18 protein-coding genes, 1 tRNA gene and 1 pseudogene are annotated in these 17275 nt (G+C 58.1%); 15 read left to right on the forward strand and 5 right to left on the reverse strand.

Annotation, left to right across the window (positions count from 1 at the left end; genetic code table 11):
• A pseudogene (locus tag BMZ40_RS10460) lies at positions 1-317 on the forward strand (hypothetical protein); the annotation flags it as partial.
• Here BMZ40_RS10460 and BMZ40_RS20175 read toward each other — a convergent pair.
• From BMZ40_RS20175 to BMZ40_RS10470, 3 genes are all read right to left on the reverse strand, one after another.
• Positions 318-473 (reverse strand): transposase domain-containing protein, encoded by a 156-nt coding sequence (locus BMZ40_RS20175; protein WP_177193111.1) that lies wholly within the window; start codon positions 471-473, stop codon positions 318-320.
• A gap of 93 nt (positions 474-566) precedes the next feature.
• A complete protein-coding gene (locus BMZ40_RS19195; RefSeq protein ID WP_177193112.1) occupies positions 567-1385 on the reverse strand; it encodes a hypothetical protein in 819 nt (272 codons plus the stop codon).
• A gap of 534 nt (positions 1386-1919) precedes the next feature.
• Positions 1920-1996: transfer RNA gene (locus BMZ40_RS10470), tRNA-Pro, on the reverse strand.
• 95 nt (positions 1997-2091) lie between these two features.
• Here BMZ40_RS10470 and BMZ40_RS10475 point away from each other — a divergent pair.
• The 9 genes from BMZ40_RS10475 (at position 2092) to BMZ40_RS10515 (ending at position 9273) form a co-directional block, all read left to right on the forward strand.
• Positions 2092-2874 carry an SAM hydrolase/SAM-dependent halogenase family protein gene (locus BMZ40_RS10475; RefSeq protein ID WP_092375104.1) on the forward strand — a complete coding sequence of 261 codons (783 nt, stop codon included), beginning with the start codon at positions 2092-2094 and terminating at the stop codon, positions 2872-2874.
• The gene (locus BMZ40_RS10480) at positions 2871-3599 is read left to right on the forward strand and encodes an adenosylcobinamide-GDP ribazoletransferase (protein ID WP_177193113.1); all 729 of its coding nucleotides are present in this window, start codon (positions 2871-2873) and stop codon (positions 3597-3599) included. Before BMZ40_RS10475 ends, BMZ40_RS10480 begins: the two co-directional genes overlap by 4 nt.
• Positions 3600-3815: 216 nt before the next feature.
• Positions 3816-4898, forward strand: a complete 1083-nt coding sequence (locus BMZ40_RS10485) for an NAD(P)H-dependent flavin oxidoreductase (RefSeq protein ID WP_092375108.1) — start codon at positions 3816-3818, stop codon at positions 4896-4898.
• An 80-nt stretch (positions 4899-4978) separates the two neighbouring features.
• The gene (gene fliJ / locus BMZ40_RS10490; RefSeq protein WP_092375111.1) at positions 4979-5422 is read left to right on the forward strand and encodes a flagellar export protein FliJ; all 444 of its coding nucleotides are present in this window, start codon (positions 4979-4981) and stop codon (positions 5420-5422) included.
• Entirely contained in the window at positions 5343-5996 is a 654-nt protein-coding gene (locus BMZ40_RS10495; protein WP_092375113.1) for a MotE family protein, read from the forward strand. Before fliJ ends, BMZ40_RS10495 begins: the two co-directional genes overlap by 80 nt.
• Positions 5997-5999: 3 nt before the next feature.
• On the forward strand, positions 6000-6740 hold the full coding sequence (truA, locus tag BMZ40_RS10500) for a tRNA pseudouridine(38-40) synthase TruA (RefSeq protein ID WP_092375116.1): 741 nt from the start codon (positions 6000-6002) through the stop codon (positions 6738-6740).
• Positions 6741-6824: 84 nt separating this feature from the next.
• Positions 6825-7664, forward strand: a complete 840-nt coding sequence (locus BMZ40_RS10505; RefSeq protein WP_092375119.1) for a flagellin — start codon at positions 6825-6827, stop codon at positions 7662-7664.
• A 175-nt stretch (positions 7665-7839) separates the two neighbouring features.
• Positions 7840-8433 carry a hypothetical protein gene (locus BMZ40_RS10510; protein ID WP_092375122.1) on the forward strand — a complete coding sequence of 198 codons (594 nt, stop codon included), beginning with the start codon at positions 7840-7842 and terminating at the stop codon, positions 8431-8433.
• An 84-nt stretch (positions 8434-8517) separates the two neighbouring features.
• Complete coding sequence (locus tag BMZ40_RS10515) at positions 8518-9273, forward strand: DUF4197 domain-containing protein (protein ID WP_092375125.1); 756 nt, start codon at positions 8518-8520, stop codon at positions 9271-9273.
• A 141-nt stretch (positions 9274-9414) separates the two neighbouring features.
• On the opposite strand, the gene BMZ40_RS10520 is transcribed toward BMZ40_RS10515, so the two are convergent.
• Positions 9415-10767 (reverse strand): phosphohexomutase domain-containing protein, encoded by a 1353-nt coding sequence (locus tag BMZ40_RS10520; protein WP_092375128.1) that lies wholly within the window; start codon positions 10765-10767, stop codon positions 9415-9417.
• Positions 10768-11123: 356 nt separating this feature from the next.
• Between BMZ40_RS10520 and BMZ40_RS10525 the strand changes: the two genes are divergently transcribed.
• The 5 genes from BMZ40_RS10525 to BMZ40_RS10545 all read left to right on the forward strand — a co-directional run bounded on the left by BMZ40_RS10525 (position 11124) and on the right by BMZ40_RS10545 (position 16423).
• Positions 11124-13937 (forward strand): FAD-binding and (Fe-S)-binding domain-containing protein, encoded by a 2814-nt coding sequence (locus BMZ40_RS10525; RefSeq protein WP_092375131.1) that lies wholly within the window; start codon positions 11124-11126, stop codon positions 13935-13937.
• A gap of 122 nt (positions 13938-14059) precedes the next feature.
• Positions 14060-14257 (forward strand): twin-arginine translocase TatA/TatE family subunit, encoded by a 198-nt coding sequence (locus BMZ40_RS10530; protein WP_092375134.1) that lies wholly within the window; start codon positions 14060-14062, stop codon positions 14255-14257.
• A gap of 307 nt (positions 14258-14564) precedes the next feature.
• Positions 14565-15155 carry a peroxiredoxin family protein gene (locus BMZ40_RS10535; RefSeq protein ID WP_177193114.1) on the forward strand — a complete coding sequence of 197 codons (591 nt, stop codon included), beginning with the start codon at positions 14565-14567 and terminating at the stop codon, positions 15153-15155.
• Positions 15156-15157: 2 nt separating this feature from the next.
• Complete coding sequence (locus BMZ40_RS10540; RefSeq protein ID WP_425429359.1) at positions 15158-15745, forward strand: peroxiredoxin; 588 nt, start codon at positions 15158-15160, stop codon at positions 15743-15745.
• A gap of 156 nt (positions 15746-15901) precedes the next feature.
• Positions 15902-16423 carry a nitroreductase family protein gene (locus BMZ40_RS10545; RefSeq protein WP_425429358.1) on the forward strand — a complete coding sequence of 174 codons (522 nt, stop codon included), beginning with the start codon at positions 15902-15904 and terminating at the stop codon, positions 16421-16423.
• Positions 16424-16659: 236 nt separating this feature from the next.
• Here the strand turns inward: BMZ40_RS10545 and BMZ40_RS10550 are convergent, their stop codons facing one another.
• Positions 16660-17271 (reverse strand): FmdE family protein, encoded by a 612-nt coding sequence (locus BMZ40_RS10550; protein WP_092375145.1) that lies wholly within the window; start codon positions 17269-17271, stop codon positions 16660-16662.
• Positions 17272-17275 lie beyond the last annotated feature (4 nt).

Below are 17275 nucleotides of genomic sequence, written 5' to 3' on the forward strand. Positions count from 1 at the left end.
TGGCAAAGCAAAGAACGGAGTTGGTCGAACGAAGTTTCCAGCATGTGCTCGATCGTGGCGGAATGCGGCGAACACACCTTCGGGGACAGGAAAACGTCCACAAACGATACCTCTTGTGCGTGGCCGGGTTCAATCTCGGCCTGCTGATGCGCCAGTTGATAGGTTTCGGGACCCCGAAGGGGTATTTTTACCTCAATTCAGCGCAAATTGTTATTATTGTTTGGGGACGGATGGTCGTTTCGATGATTTTGGTTGAGATGAAGAGCGAGACTGGCGAAGAATTCGTCGGAACTCAGATTACCGTCGAGCTGTGTTGATCATGAATAAATCAACGGGCTGTTAGCCTTCATGTCTTCCGTGGTCTGCGCGGCGGGGAATCGTTCGAAGAGGTATTTCAGGTAGGCTTGGGGCTCGATCTCATTAGCCTTGGCAAGTTTCCACCAGGAAAAAGAGCATGGCGCTGGCGTCAGCACCCTTGGGATTAAGACGAATTAGGAAAGGGCGAATCTTCGCGCCTAGGACCAAGTAAACACTTCTAAACAAAAATGGCTAGAATCCTTTGTTATTCACTTAAAAGCTAATACTTTTTTTTCTTTTACACATTTATGAGTACTTCTTAGCCATCTCAATAAATCATTTTCATCTTTATCCCCTAGATACTCTTTCTTTCTGTCTTTTCTTTTCATATTTAGGCTTTTAAATACATCTGTTGAATAAAACCAACTTAATACATTTCCAGAATTATATTTACCTTTTGAAAAATAGATTTTTTCCCATAAATAAAGACCTATCGATCGAGAAAAGTTACTTGAAATGTTGAATTTAAAATCATTAATTTTTTTCAAGTAATTATTATATTCAAAAAAATCTTCTTTTTTTGCAAATTTCTTTTTTAAAACACTCTTGTTAATTTCGTTTATTTTCAACTCAACACTCGCGATATTCAAATAATCTTTAAAATTATATTTTGACTGATCAATATTTATTTCTATACTACTTAAAAAATTATCATAATCTTGAACTAGTTCATCTTCAATATTATTGTCAATTTTACAATTTACAGTAGATGATATCAAAAATTTGTACGATCTGTCAGTGAAGAAATGAGGGAACGGATTCACATAAAAATTATCATTTTCTACATTCTTAATTGAGTAATACCCAAATGGTTTAAATCTAAATTGCCACGGATAAAATTCATTTTTTATCATTAATTTATACAATTTATACAAAGATTTTAATTCGCTTTTCGTGAATATTGAAAAATAATCATCGATTTCTCTATAATTTCTATTTCTTAATTCATCTGAAAGACAATTTTTAATTGTTTTAAAAAATACAAAAACCATAGCTTTTTTTAGCTCATCATGATTGATTTCAATCACATCTCGTAACTCATAAACATATTTTAATACATTATTATAATCGTCAGACATTGAATATGAATATGCGTTAGTATAAATATAACACCATCGAATATAGCTTTTCATATAAACATTATAGTCTAGTCCGTTATTACTCATCAAAACACACCTCATATGAATTTGTAGTATTAATTTTATCGAACATCAAATCTCGTGGCAAGTAGTTAGAAATTATATCTCACAAGACGATTGCCTATTGGAATTTTCCAAAATCCTGTGAAGTTGTAAGCGCGCTGTTTGCCACCGGAAAAATGGGTCACGGCCCCAGCATGTCGCGCCAAATAGCCCGCTAATCCAGCAGCGCGAAAATAATCAAACCACCCGCCAACACGCGTCACTCCAACACTCATCCCCCCCTATCCCCCTCGATCCCATCATATCCCGTCTGTGCCAAACACTTCGCTTCCTCAAACAAGTGTTGGGCATAGTGTTGGGCAGGCAAAAAAAGAAAAGAAAAAAGGACCTAGATTTTACATCTAAGTCCTTGATTTCTATTGGTCGGGGCGAGAGGATTCGAACCTCCGGCCCTCGGTTCCCAAAACCGATGCGCTACCAAACTGCGCTACGCCCCGAAGAGCGCCGTATCTACACAGGCGCGCTTAACACTGTCAACAGGTTTCTCGATCGGGCTCTGGACAGGGTTTGAGCTTGGTCTTAGATACATCGAATGCGCCCGATTATCGTTCTACTCACTGATTTTGGTCTCCTCGATCCCTATGTCGGTCAGATGAAGGGAGTCATTCTGCGTGAGGCGCCGGACGCGTGCATCGTAGATCTTTGCCACGAAGTGGTCGCGCACGACAGTGTTCAGGCTGGTTTTCTGTTGCAAGCCAGCCATGGCCACTTTCCGCCGCAAAGCATCTTCGTGAGCGTGGTCGATCCGGGCGTTGGGTCAGACAGGTTCATCGTGCTGGCCCAGCGGGAGAATCAGTTCTTCCTGGCCCCGGACAACGGGCTGCTGTCGTTTCTGATCGACGAGCCCGTGTCGTGGTGGCGGATTGACGCGCAGGCCTTCGCCGCCGGCAACACCTTTCACGGTCGGGACATATTCGCGCCCATCGCCGCGCGACTGGCCCTGGGCGCGACGCCGCAAGCCTTCGGGTCGCGCGTCGCGCCGGACACGATCATACGCCACGATCTCAACTGGGCCGAAATCGGGAATCCTGTCGTTGACTGCACGGTCCTGCACGTGGACCGTTTCGGCAACTGCCTCGTGAATCTGCGCGCCGAACATTTTCATGAATCGCCAAGGACCTGGCTCCTCGATGACGGCAGAAGCGTCGTCAAGGCCGCCGCCTACGCGGAGCTCGCTCCCGGACAGATCGGCCTTCTGGCAGGCAGTCAGGGCGTGCTGGAACTGGCGGTAAACCAGGGCGACTGCGCCCGTACCCTTGGCCTTGCCCCCGGCCTGAACATCCGCCTGACCCGAAAGGACACCCCGCATCCGTGAACCCGCTCCAAGACTTCCTCGTGGCCCTGACTTTCCTGACCCGCCTGGGCCGCGCCCATATCACCACCTCCGAGGCCATCAGCAAGTCCATGCCCATGTATCCGATGGTAGGGCTGCTCCTCGGGCTGATCCTGGCTCTTTGCTCCAGGCTCCCGCTCTCGTCCTGGGTCCTGGCCTGGATTCTGACCGGGCTCAACATCTACCTGACTCGGGGCCTGCACTGGGACGGCTGGGCCGATCTGTGGGACGGATGGGGCAGCGGCGCGACGGGCGAGCGCTTCTGGGCCATCGTCAAGGACAGCCATATCGGAGCCTTCGGCACCATGGGCCTCATCTTGGGCCTGGGACTTCAGGCCGCGCTCCTTGAAGCAGCCGTTTCCCGCGATGCGTGGCCGGCGCTCATCCTTGCCCCTGTTTTTGGCCGGTTTTCCTGCCTGGTGCTGGCCCGCATGAGCCAAAACCTGTCCCGCCCGGGCCTCGGACAAAACGCCGTGCAGGGCGCAACGCGCTCCGCCCTGGTCGTGGGCGGATGCACCACCCTGCTCCCGGCCCTGGCTTTGGCCCCGAGCCATCTGGTCCTGAGCCTCGCGCTGACCAGTGCCGTCCTGGCTGCGCTGCTGGCCCTTGGCCGCAAGCAGGGCGGGGTAAACGGCGATTTTCTGGGAGCCGCCATCATTGCAGGGGAGATCTGCGTTCTTCTTCCCCTCTCCCTGCCGATCTGGTAAGTATTGATAGGTATCCCGCGTTTTTGAACGACTGTTCAGGGCCTTAGCATAAGTCCGAAAACCATACATGCAGATCGGCACACCAGCAGGCCGTGGGGCCTTCATTGACCCCCCTTTTTTTTTAAGTTAGCAGCGCCACAAACGCCTTTATTAAGTGGTCACTCAAGGTCTTCACTTCTAGCCGACCACACGGCGTAATCCATACAGGAGAACACAATGGACTTCCCACAACTCAAGATCGGTGATCTTGTTGCAAAAATCCCCATCATCCAGGGCGGCATGGGTGTTGGCATTTCCCTTTCCGGGCTGGCTTCGGCCGTGGCCAAGGAAGGCGGCATCGGCGTCATCGCCGCCGCCATGATCGGCATGGGCGAACCCGATATCGGAAGCAATTACCGCGAAGCGAACACGCGCGCCCTGGCCCGCGAACTCCGCAAGGCCCGCGAAATAACAGACGGCATCCTGGGCGTGAACATCATGGTCGCCCTGACCAACTTCAGTGACCTGGTCAAGACATCCATCAAGGAAGGCGCGGACGTCATCTTCGCCGGTGCCGGCCTGCCCCTGGATCTGCCCTCCTACATCAAGGACGGAGCCAAGACCAAGCTCGTGCCCATCATCTCCTCGGCCCGGGCCGCCAGCATCATCTGCAAGAAATGGCTGTCGAAGTTCGATTACCTGCCCGACGCTTTCGTGGTCGAAGGCCCCAAGGCCGGTGGACACCTCGGCTTCAAGCCCGAGCAGCTCGACGACCCCGAATTCTCGCTTGAAAAGACCGTGCCCGAAGTCATCGAGGCCGTTCGCGAATTCGAGGCCAAAGCCGGTCGCCCGATCCCGGTCATCGCCGCAGGCGGTGTCTATGACGGCGCGGACATCCACAAGTACCTGAAGATGGGCGCGGCGGGCGTGCAGATGGGCACACGCTTTGTGGCCACTCACGAATGCGACGCGGATATCAAATTCAAGGAAAGCTACGTAAACGCCACGGAAAAAGACATCCAGATCATCAAGAGCCCCGTGGGCCTGCCCGGACGTGCGGTCAGCGGACCCTTTCTCGACGATGTGAACAGCGGCCTCAAAAAGCCTTTCAAGTGCCCCTTCCACTGCATCAGCTCCTGCGACTTCACCAAGAGCCCTTATTGCATCGCGCTCGCGCTGGTGAACGCCAAGAAGGGACAGCTCAAGCACGGTTTCGCCTTTGCGGGCGCCAACGCCTACAGGGTGAACGCCATCATCTCCGTGAAGGAGCTCATCGAGTCCCTGCGCCAGGGCTATATCGCGGCCGCCAGCGCCGCCTAGCAAAAAGCGGCCAAAAGCCTCCCGAAGCCCGGCCGGAATAGCCGGGCTTTTTTGTGCACGCTTTTTGCTGGCATACCGACATGGCACGCCCCTTTCTGTTCAAACTTGAAAAGATCCTGGAATACCGCAGGCAGCTCGAAGACCAGGCAAAACTGGCCTTGAGCCTTACCAGACAACAGGTCGCGGAACAGAAACTGCGTCTCGAAGCCCTGCACAAAGACCTGGAAGCCTGTCTTGTCGAACTCAGCGCGATCAAACAAATGACCCAGCCGGAGCTGTGGCTCTGGTCGGGCTGGCGAAAACGTCTGGAACTTGACAAAACACAGGCACAGGCAAAACTTGTCGAACTGCAAAAGCTGGCCGAAACCCGTCGGCTCGAACTGGTGACAAAAGCCAAGGACCGCAAACTCCTGGAGAAACTCCGGGCCAAACAGGCAGAAAAACATGTTCAGGAAGAACAGCGAAAAGAGCAAAAGGAATTCGACGAAACAGGCACCCTCCGCCACGGGCGCACGCCTTACTAGGCTGGTCCAGGCCTTCATCGCCCTCGCGGCCGTCAAGCTGGCCGCCATCTGCCTGCTCTGGATTCCGCCCACTCTCCCCGACAATCCCTTGCTGCAGCCCGTGATCATCCGTCCGGCCATTGCCGCAACCCAGGCCCTGGCGCAGGAACCGGCCGCGCCCTCCACGCAGGACAACGCCACCGATTCCGACGCCCAGGCAAATCAGCCCCAGGACCTCAATGCCCGGGAACAGGCCCTGGCCAAGAAAGAGGCGGAACTGAAGGCACTGGAAGCGCAGGTCGATCAAAAGCTCACCACATTGCGGGAGCTTGAAATCAGGATGCAAAACCTGATCGACTCCGCCGCAAGCATCCAGGACGAGAAGATGGTGCACCTGATCGACGTCTATTCGAACATGAAGCCCAAGCAGGCAGCGGTGGTGCTGCAAACCCTGGAAGAACCCATTGCCGTCAGAATCCTGGCGGGGATGAGCGGCCGCAAGGCGGGGGAAATCCTGTCCTCGGTGCGGGCCGATCGCGCGGCAGCGCTCTCTGCGGCCCTGACCCGGCTGCAGACCGGCGAGAACGGGAACTGAGGAATGCCGCGCATCAGGCTTACCGTGGCCTACGTCGGCACCCGCTACCAGGGCTGGCAGATTCAGGGCCAGGGAGCGACCATCCAGGGCGCCATCGAGGACAAGCTGACCCGCATCTGCGGCGAACTGGTGCGGGTTCACGGCTCCGGACGCACGGACTCGGGCGTGCATGCCCTGGCGCAGGTAGCCCACTTCGACGTCCCGGAATCCAAGGCGCACATCCCCTGGCAACAGGCCCTGAACGCCATGCTGCCGGACGACATCGCCATTCTCGACGCAGTGGAAGCGCCCGAGGATTTTCATGCGCGCTTTTCGGTCCGCTCCAAGCGTTACGCCTACACCATCTGGACCGAGCCGCACTTCGTCCTGCCGCAACGGGCGCCCTTTGTCTGGGCCGTGCGCGGACTTGATTTCGAGGCCATGGACCAGGCCGCGCAAGAACTGGCCGGAACCCACGATTTCGCGGCGTTCCAGAACGCCGGAACGGAGATCAAAGGCACCGTGCGCACTCTCGAACCCATTCTGCGCACCCAGGGGCAGAGCCCGGCGGAATGGATCTTTCGCTTTCAGGCCGACGGCTTTTTAAAACAGATGGTCCGCAACCTCATGGGACTGCTGGTCGAAGCAGGACGAGGCGGGCTGGCCCCCGGCGAAGTCCGCGCCATCCTCGAAGGATGTGATCGCCGCAAGGCCCCGGCCACGGCCCCGGCACGGGGACTCACGCTGGAGGAAGTCATCTATTAATGACTTTTAAAAAACATCCGATTGGTCAGGAATGCGCACCGGAATCCGCCTGCGTCGATAACAAGCGCCCGTAAAGAGGTTTTCATGGCTTTAAGCGATCTGCAAAAACTCTTCGTCGTTTCCACCGCCACCCAGATGTGGCAGCAGGATCTGCTCATGAACGTCTACTTCCAGGGTTCATCGGTGGGCGCCAACCTGCGCGAAATGATACTTGGGCAGCAACCGGTCAAGCCCCTGACCAACCCCTTCGACGAGGCCATCACCGGCAGGCTGCGCTCGGACAGCGCGGCCATCCGCCAGGCCGGCAAGAATGTGCAGGAAGCATCCGCCATGGTCGGCATCGCGGCCAGCGCGGTGGGCACGATCAAAAGCACTTTAGAGGAAATGCTAAGCCTCGCCCAGCAGGTCAAGGACGGCGATCTGGCATACTCCGCGGATGTCGCCACGCAGTACAACGCCCTGCGCGACAAGGTCACGGGCATCATCGAATCGACCCAGTACAACGGCATCTCCCTGCTCGACGATACGCGATGGGGCACCGACCAGATCGACGCGGACGGCAATGTCTTCATCCAGTCGTTCGCCCAGGGCGCGAACGGCGGCTTCGACGTGACCTTCCAGAAACTCGACGCCACCGGTCTTGCCGCCCTCAGTGGCGCCGCCCTTGAAGACAATCCGGCAGGCAGCCTGCAAACCGAACTGGACACCCTCTCCGTCCATATCGGGGACATGACCACCCTTGAGGAAGTCTACTCCCAGCGCGAAGACGGCCTGAACTACCAGGCCACGGCCCTCGACTCCCAGGCGGATCTGCTCGATCAGGCCGTGGAAGCGCGGCGACAGACGCCGGTCCTGTCCCTGGAGGAAATCCTGATCCGGCTCCTCATGCGCGACACAGGCACCCTGCTCGACGAAACGAGCTGACGCAGCGCGCGACGTCCATTTTTTTTCTTGCCCGTAAGCCTCTCCAAAACTTGCCCGCTGCCATTTTAGCGTTTACCTTCCGCTATCGAACCTTTTTTTGAGAACAAAACAACTCGGCAAGCACAAGCCTGCTCGTTCGGCAGGTCAACACGGGTCGAACCCGAAGAAGGTGACCATGAGCCGCATACGCTCCGTAAAAATTCTGTTCTTTCTGATCGCCGGAGTCCTGATCATCAACTGCGGCAACGCATCTGCTTCATCTGAAAACGAATTCGCAGCCAGCCTTTACGGCGGAGTCATGACCGACGACAACTGGCGCCAGTCCATTTCCGGACAAGCCGACCTGGTCGATTCGCACATCCTTGTCGGAGCCTTGGGCTGGACATTTTACCGTCCGGCCAACCGCCTTTGGTCCCTTGAACTCGAAGCCAACGTGGCCCGGCATTTCGGCATCCAGGAACATTTTGAATTCAATGCCCCTATTCTGACTGCCCGCTGGGAATATTTCCCCTGGAACAAATTCCTGGAAACAAGCCTGGCATACGGCCTCGGCCCTTCCTACGCCACGAAACTGCCCGAATACGAACGACAAAAAAGTGGCGACAGCGAACAGTTCCTTCTTTTCTGGCACATCGAGGCCACCTTTGCCTTGCCGGAATCCAGATGGTCCACCCTCTTGCGTCTGCATCACCGCTCGTCCGGCTACGGAATGTTTGCCGACAAAGGCGGAAGCAACATCCTGACCATGGGATTGCGATACGACTTCTGATCATCTCCAGATGTATTTTTCCCTTGCCCGCAAGGCCCGATCGAACCTAGGTTATTCCATCCAATAATCAACACCGGAGGTCCCATGTCCATACGTGTCCAACTGCCGAATCTGAAAATCGTCTGCGCCCTGGTCACGATGCTGCTTCTTGGCAGCGTTTCAGGATGGGCCCAGAACAGTCTCCTGCAACAGGGGCTCGGGCTGCTTTCCTCGGGCGACGGAGCCAAGACAGGCTCCCTTTCCCAGGGTGAAATGGGCGACGGACTCAAGGAAGCCCTGCGCGTGGGCACCGAGAACGTGGTCGCAAAGCTTGGCCAAACCGACGGCTTCAACACGGACGAGGCCATCCACATCCCCCTGCCCGGACAGCTGGCCACGGTGCAAAAAGCCCTCAAGGCAGCAGGCTATTCGAGCCTCGTCGATGACCTGGAACTAAAACTCAATCGCGCCGCCGAACAGGCCACGCCCAAGGCCAAGGCCCTCTTCGTGGATGCCATTTCGGCCATGACCATTGAGGACGCCCAAAAAATCCTGAGCGGCCCCGAGGACTCGGCCACCCAGTACTTCCGCAAGTCCATGGGCCCGAACCTGTCCAGGGAAATGAAGCCCATCGTCGACACCACCTTGGCCGATGCGGGCGCAGTCCAGGCCTATGACAACATGATGGGGCAGTACAAGGCCCTGCCCTTCATGCCCGACGTCAAGGCCAACCTCTCGGATTACGTGGTCGAGAAGGGCATGGACGGCATCTTCCACTACGTGGCCAAGGAAGAGGCCGCCATCCGCACCAACCCTGCCGCCAGAACCACGGACCTGCTGAAGAAGGTCTTCGCCCAGTAACTCCCCAAAAAAGAGAGGGCGAAGCTTTGAAACTTCGCCCTCCCGCGCCCTGGGTATCCCCAGATCCTTCCTTCCCAGCCGACCCAGCCGACCCCGCCGAGCCAGCCGGCCCATCCGGTCAATCCGGTCCATCCGGTCCATTCAGCCCATGGAATCCACAATACCCAGAATTTCCTCGGTCTTCTCCTCCATGAGCGCCCTGTCCCCGCGCGACTCGACGTTGAGGCGCAGCACCGGCTCCGTGTTGGAAGAGCGCAGGTTGAAGCGCCACTGATCAAACTCAAGGCTCAATCCGTCGGTATTGTCACGGCGCCCCCCCTGGGCGGCAAAGCGCTCCTCCACGGCGGCAATGGCGACGGCCGCGTCCTTTACCCGGCGGTTGATCTCGCCGCTGGCCGGATACGCGGTCATGGCCTGGTCCACCAGCTCGGCCAGGGACTTGCCCGTGCGCGAAATCTGCTCGGCCACCAGCAGCCAGGGGATCATGCCCGAATCGCAGTAGGCGAAATCGCGGAAGTAGTGATGCGCGCTCATCTCGCCGCCATAGACGGCGTCCTCCAGGCGCATGCGCTCCTTGATGAAGGCGTGCCCGGTCTTGGACATGATGGGCCTGCCCCCGGCCGCCTTGACGGCGGCGATGGTGTTCCAGGTCAGGCGCGGATCATGGATGATGCCCGCCCCGGGAACCTTGCGCGCGAACGCTTCGCCCAGAAGACCGACCAGATAGTAGCCTTCGATGAAGCGCCCGTCTCCGTCGAAGAAAAAGCAGCGGTCAAAATCCCCGTCCCAGGCCAAACCCAAATCCGCCTTGTGCTCGATCACCGCCTGGGAGGTGAGTTCCCTGTTTTCGGGCAGCAGGGGGTTGGGCACGCCTGCCGGAAAATTGCCGTCGGGCTTGTGCAGCAGCTTGTGGAACTTGAAGGGCAGCCTGTGCTCCAGCAGATCCACGACGCTCCCGGCTCCGCCGTTCCCGGCATTGACCACGATGGACAGGGGACGCAGCACGTCGCGATCCACATAGGACAGAAGATGGTCGATGTAGCGCGGGCGCATTTTAAGTTCATGCAACTGACCGCTTCGCTGCGCGACCTTGAATTCCCCGGCCGCCGCCAGATCGCGGATGGCGAAAAGGCCCGTGTCCCCGCTGATGGGGCGGGACTCTTCGCGCACGAACTTCATGCCGTTGTAGTCCCTGGGGTTGTGACTGGCGGTGACCATGATGCCGCCGTCCAGTCCCTGATCGAAAACCGCGAAATACACTTCCTCGGTGCCACACTCGCCCAGGGTGAAAACATCCACTCCCGAATCGCGCAAGCCTTTGGTCACGGCCTCGGCCATGGCCGGACTCGACAGACGGATATCATGCCCGACAACCACCCGGTCGGGATTCAGGAACGCGGCGTAGGCCCGGCCGATGCGATACGCCAGGGCCTCATCGAGTTCGTCCGGGACGCGTCCGCGAATGTCGTAGGCTTTGAAGCAGGAAAGATTCATGGGTAAGACTCCTGAAATAATGACATGCATTGAAATATCATGAGCAAAAGGGCCGGACAGACGGCTAGCAAGGCCGGGCCGCCCGATGCAAGCAAAAAGAGGGATTCCGCCGCCACGCCGACCACCACATGTGGTTATGCCCTCCGGTCCGGCATGTCGACATGGACTTGTGCCCTGAAGCATGCAGGCCCGTACCGCTTCGTGTGAATCGTATCCGATTCCAGGATAAATCGAATCAAAACGGCCTGTTGAATTCAAGGGAAGCGCTGTTGCATGAAAAGCAGATTGATCTTGTCAGAATTCCTGTTTTCAAATATTGTTAACAGTATCTTTTATCGAAAACACGGGAGACGCTCATGCTTGATTCGAAATATCGTGCCTTTCACAAGGCGGTGGCCGCCTTTGTCCCCATCGCGCGCATCATCACCGATCCCTTGCGTCTTCTGGCCTACGGAACCGACGCAAGCTTTTATCGCCTCGTGCCGAAGATCGTCATCAACGTGGAATCCGAGGACGAGGTGGCCCGCATCCTGCGTCTGGCGTACAAAAGCCGCATTCCCGTGACGTTTCGCGCGGCAGGCACCAGCCTCTCCGGCCAGGCCGTGACGGACTCGGTGCTGATTCGTCTCGGCGAGGGCTGGCTTGGCTGCCGCGTCTATGACCAGGCCCGCCGCATCGACCTCGAACCCGGCATCATCGGCGCCCACGCCAACCGCACCCTGGCACCCTTCGGCAAGAAGATCGGCCCGGACCCGGCCTCCATAGACAGCTGCAAGATCGGCGGCATCCTGGCCAACAACGCCAGCGGCATGTGCTGCGGCGTGGCCGAGAACAGCTACCAGACCCTTGAAGAACTGCGCCTCATCCTCGTCGACGGCACCATCCTGGACACGGGAGACGACGAGTCCAAACGCAGGTTCACCGAAAAGCACCCGGAAATCGTGAACGGACTTGCGGACCTGCGCAACCGGGTCATGGCGGCTCCGGAGCTTGAGGCGCGCATCCGCCACAAGTTCAAGATCAAGAACACCACCGGCTACAGCCTGAACGCCCTGGTCGACTTCGAGGATCCCTTTGACATCCTCAAGCACCTGCTGGTGGGCTCCGAGGGGACGCTGGCCTTCATCTCCAAGGTCACCTACCGCACCGTGACCGAGCACGCGCACAAGGCCTCGGCGCTGATGCTCTTCCCGGACATCCGCACGGCCTGCGAAGCGACCATCATTTTGAAGAAACAGCCCGTGGCGGCCGTGGAACTGATGGACCGCCCGGCGCTCAGGTCCGTGCAGGACAAGGACGGCATGCCGCCCTACCTGAAGGAACTGAGCGACAGCGCCGCCGCGCTGCTGGTGGAGACCCGCGCCGAGGACACGGCGGGGCTTGACGCCCAGATCGAGACCATAAGGGCCGCCCTTGAGGGCGTGAAGATGGTCCGCGACATCGAGTTCACGCCCCTGCCCCAGGAATTCGCCAAGCTGTGGAACATCCGCAAGGGCCTCTTTCCGGCCGTCGGCTCAGTGCGCGCCACCGGCACCACGGTCATCATCGAGGACGTGGCCTTCCCCATCGAACGCCTGGCCGACGCGACCCTTGAGTTGCAGGGGCTGCTGGAAAAATACGGCTACTCCGAGGCCATCATCTTCGGCCACGCCCTTGAAGGAAACCTGCACTTCGTCTTCACCCAGGATTTCGGAGATCCCCGCGAGATCGAGCGCTACAGCAAACTCATGGACGACGTGGCCACCATGGTCGTCGACAAGTACGACGGCTCCCTCAAGGCCGAGCACGGCACGGGCCGCAACATGGCGCCCTTCGTAGAAATGGAGTGGGGCCAAGACGCGTACCGCCTCATGCAGGACGTGAAGCGCATCTTCGACCCGCTGACCCTCCTCAACCCCGGCGTCATCCTGAACCCGGACCCCAAGGCCCATTTGAAGGACTTAAAACCCCTGCCCGCCGCCCACGAACTGGTGGACAAGTGCATCGAGTGCGGCTTCTGCGAGCCCATCTGCCCCTCCAAGCACATCACCCTGACCCCGCGCCAGCGCATCACGTCCTGGCGCGAAATACAGCGTTTGAAAGGCAAGCCCGAACACAAGGCGGAGCTGGCCAAGCTCCTCAAAGCCTACGGCTACCAGGGCGACGGGACCTGCGCCACCGACGGATTGTGCGGCACGCGCTGTCCCGTGGGCATCGACACGGGCAAGATGACCAAGGCCCTGCGCGCCGAGAGCGCGACCATACGGCAGAAAAAAGCCGCCGACTGGATCGGGGAGCACTTCGCGGGCGTGGCCCGGACCGTGTCCGGAGTGCTGCAGGTCGTGGACGCGGTGCACGCCGTGACCGGAACCAAGTTCATGGACGTGTCGTCCGAAACCCTGCATCGCATGACGGGCAAGCGCGTCCCGCGCTGGAACGAACGGATGCCCGGAGGAATCAGCCGCATTCGCCGCGAAAAGGTGAACGCGGACAACCCGCTCAAAGTGGTCTACTTCCCGAGCTGCATTGCCCGCAACATGGGACCGTCCCGGTGCGAAAAGATCCGCCCCCTGCCCGAGACCACGGTGCGCGTGCTGCGCAAGGCCGGATACGAAGTGATCTTCCCCGAGAACATGGCCGCGCTGTGCTGTGGACAGGCCTTTGAAAGCAAGGGCTTCGTGGCCCAGGCCGACGTCAAGAGCGCCCAGCTCGAAGAGGCGCTCCTGGCCGCAAGCCAAAACGGGGCTCTGCCCGTACTGTGCGATACCAGCCCGTGCCTGAAGCGCATGCAGGAGGTGCTGGACCCGAGGCTGAAGATGTTTGATCCGAGCGTCTTCGTGCTGGAACACCTGCACGACAAGCTGACCTTCATCCAACAGGACAGGCGCGTGGCCCTGCACGTGACCTGCACGTCCCGCAAGCTGGGACTGGAAGGCAAACTTGTTGAGCTGGCCCGCAAATGCGTCACCAAGGTAGTCGTGCCGGAAGACATCTTCTGCTGCGGCTTTGCCGGGGACAAGGGCTTCTCCGTGCCGGAACTGAACGCCTCGGCCCTCAAGACCCTGGCCGAAAAGGTCGAGGACTGCACCGAGGGCTACTCCACCAGCCGCACCTGCGAGATCGGCCTGGCCCTGCACGGCGGCATCCCTTACCGCAACATCCTCTACCTGGTGGACGAGTGCACGGCTTGAGGCAATCCAGGGGCATTGCTTAATAATCACAACAATTATAAAAACACCATATTGGCCCGGCTAATGTCCGGGCCAATATGTGTCGTGTGACCATCTTTCCAGCACCTCTCGCGGAGGCTCTCATGTTCGGAATAGGCGTTCAGGAACTGCTCATCATTCTGGTCATCGCCCTTTTTGTCTTTGGGGCGAAAAATCTCCCGCTTCTCGGCACCAACATGGGCCGGGCCATCTTCAATTTCAAGAGAGGGCTCAGCGAACCGGAAGTGATCGACATCACCGCCGAATCAAAATCCAGGGACGCATCAGGGCAGAATTCGTAAAATTCAGGGCGGCATCCATCCCGTGCCGGTGCGACCGTCAAGACACATCACCTGACTTCCGGCACGAAAATCCGGGCCTGCCGACCGGACAAGCCCGCGATCCATCCCGAATGACATGATCCCCGCCGAACACCAAACGACGGGGATCTTCACTTTTTTTCCGGTGCAAAACCCTGAGTATTGGAAAGTCATTTGCCGCCCCCGTCGCATCTTGCTATGCTTGATCCAAATTTTCATGTGTTCACCGATAATCCGCATCCTCCGGGACAACCATTTCCTTCATAAAAGTCTGACTCAAGGAGTCTTCATGCCAACCAGAATCGTAATCACTTTCCTTTTTCTTTCGCTGTTTGCCTGCAGCGCCATGGCCATGGAGGCCTCGGACAGCGCGACCTCGCACCCACTGCCCGTGGGCAGCTCCATGCCGGACCTGCTCCTGCGCGGCGAACTGAACCCGGAGCATCTTAGGCATTTGGGACTCAAAACCCCCGCGCCGCGGCATCTCTCCGAAATAAATGCCAAAACAGTCATCCTCGTAGCGTTCAGCATGTACTGCCCGCACTGCCAGCGCGAAGCCCCGGCCCTCAATGAATTGAACGCACTGATCGCCAGTCGGGGCCTTGGCGAAGACGTCAAGCTCATCGGTGTCGGCATCGGCAACTCGGATTTCGAGGTACAGGTCTTCCGCGACAAGTACGCCATCACCTTTCCCCTCTTTTCCGACCCGGATTTCAAGGTCAACAAGGAGATCGGCGAAGTCGGGACCCCGTTCTTCTACGTGCTGGCCATGAACCCGGAGAAAAAGGAAATTCGTGTCGCCAAGACACTGCTCGGGCGCATGGAATCGGCGGAAACATTTCTTGAGCAAGCCTTGAAAGCCTGTGACGGAGGAAAATGAACATGATGCGCGCGCTGCTTTTTGCCGCACTGCTGACCATTGTCCCGGCCCTGCTCCCGGCCCAGGAAACGCCGATACCAAAAGAACGCATCTTCGAGACAGGCAGCCTGGACCCGCTGGACAGCAGCCTGAAGGTCAAGGTCGGTGACCCGGCGCCGGACTTCTCCCTGCCGACAATCGATGGACGCACCGTCACCCTGGCCGAGTTCCGGGGCAAGAAGAACGTCGTCCTGTCCTTCATTCCGGCGGCCTGGACGCCGGTCTGCTCCGGGCAGTGGCCCGGTTACAACATCGTAGAGGACATGTTCGATCAGGCCGAAACCCAGCTCGTGGGCATAAGCGTGGACAACGTGCCCACGCTGCACGCCTGGGTGCAGGAGATGGGCGGGGTGTGGTTCCCCGTGGCCTCGGATTTCTATCCGCACGGCAGATTGGCCGAGGCGCTGGGCATCCTGCGTTCAACGGGCGAGGCCGAACGCTCCCTGTTCCTGATCGATAAGCAGGGCATCATCCGCTACATCGACGTGCACGACATCAACTCGCGCCCGGACCTGGGGCCGCTCATGAAGGCCATGCAGGAACTCAAGTAGTGAATGGTGATTGGTGAATGATGAATGGGAGAGAACGTGGATGCTTGCCGCGCCTGTTTCCCGGAAAGTCGGGCTCGACGCGACGCGGATCGGGATTTACAGAGGCAGCATCCGTCTTGATTGGGAACACCCTGCAACCTGAGAGCAAGGAGAAACATGATGGAACTCCTGGACGCCATCCACACCCGTCGCAGCATCCGCAAATATCTCGATAAACCCGTCCCGGAGGAGATGCTCGGCATCCTCCTCAAGGCCGCCATGAGCGCGCCTTCGGCGGGAAACCAGCAGCCCTGGCATTTCATCGTCATAAGGGACAGGACCAAGCTCGACTCCATCCCAAGCTTCCATCCCTACAGCAAGATGGTCCTGCAGGCCCCTGCGGCCATTGTGGTCTGCGGCGACCCGGACGGCAAGAAATGGCCGACCTTCTGGGATCAGGACGCAAGCGCCGCCACCCAGAACATCCTCCTGGCCGCCCGTGACCTCGGGCTCGGCACAGTCTGGGTCGGAATCTACCCGGAGAAGGACCGCATGGACGGCTTCCGCAAGCTCCTCGGCATCCCGGAAAACATCATCCCCTTCTCCCTCGTCCCGGTGGGCTGGCCGGACGGAACCTTCGAGGCCGTGAACCGCTTCAGGCCGGAACTGATCCATAACGAGTCGTGGGGCGCCAAGTAGCCACAACGCTTCGAACAAACGCCCCGGCTTTGCGCATTGCACTGGACCGGGGCGTTACTCATGAGCGCCGAGACAATCCATAACTCCAGTCCCACGCCCAGCACCGCCGTGAACGGCGCTCCCACATAATACGAAGCACCGCCTTCGCGGGTGTCGTCCGAGGCGTTGATCCTGGAAACGTACTCGAGTCTGTCCGGCATCAAAAAAGGCGGACCAAAAAGGCCCGCCATCCAAAACTATATTTTCTGCTCAACCAACTGAAAACACGGAATACACAGTGTCTGCCCGGCAAAACGGCGCGTGCGCGACTCCATGGTCTTTTCGCCGCAGTGCGCGCAGGCAAGGCTTTCCAGGATCTTGGGAGGCCGTGGCGCGCCCTGCTCCACCGGGGTGACGCAGAACATCTCCTCAAGGGGCAGGGTCATGAAGCGCTGCTGCAGACCGGCGCGCAGTTCGGTCATGCGATTCTTCTGCGCTTCCGTGGCCGTGCCGTTCCCGCTGGCCTGCATCAGCTCGGCCATCTCGTCATCCATTCCGCCTCGCGCGGCCGGATTCAGCAGCGCCCGGACACCCTTGCCCGTGGCACGCCTGAAAAAGGAAAAGGCCATCTTGCCGTGATCGCGGTGAATGAGGTTGCCCTTGCCCATGGTCGTGCCCAGCAGAAACTGCAATGCGTCCACACCGCACATGTCCGTCTCAACCACAGCCACGATCTCCGTATCCTCGGGATTTTCAAGCTCGCGCAGGGCCAGCTCGGCGGCGCGGATGCCGATGGCCAGGCCCGGACAGCTGTGTCCGTGGAAGGCGATGGTCGCGTCTATCTGTTCCGGTGAAATCTGGCAGGACATGCAA

Origin of the sequence: Desulfomicrobium apsheronum (assembly GCF_900114115.1) — a bacterium.
Classification (GTDB): domain Bacteria; phylum Desulfobacterota; class Desulfovibrionia; order Desulfovibrionales; family Desulfomicrobiaceae; genus Desulfomicrobium; species Desulfomicrobium apsheronum.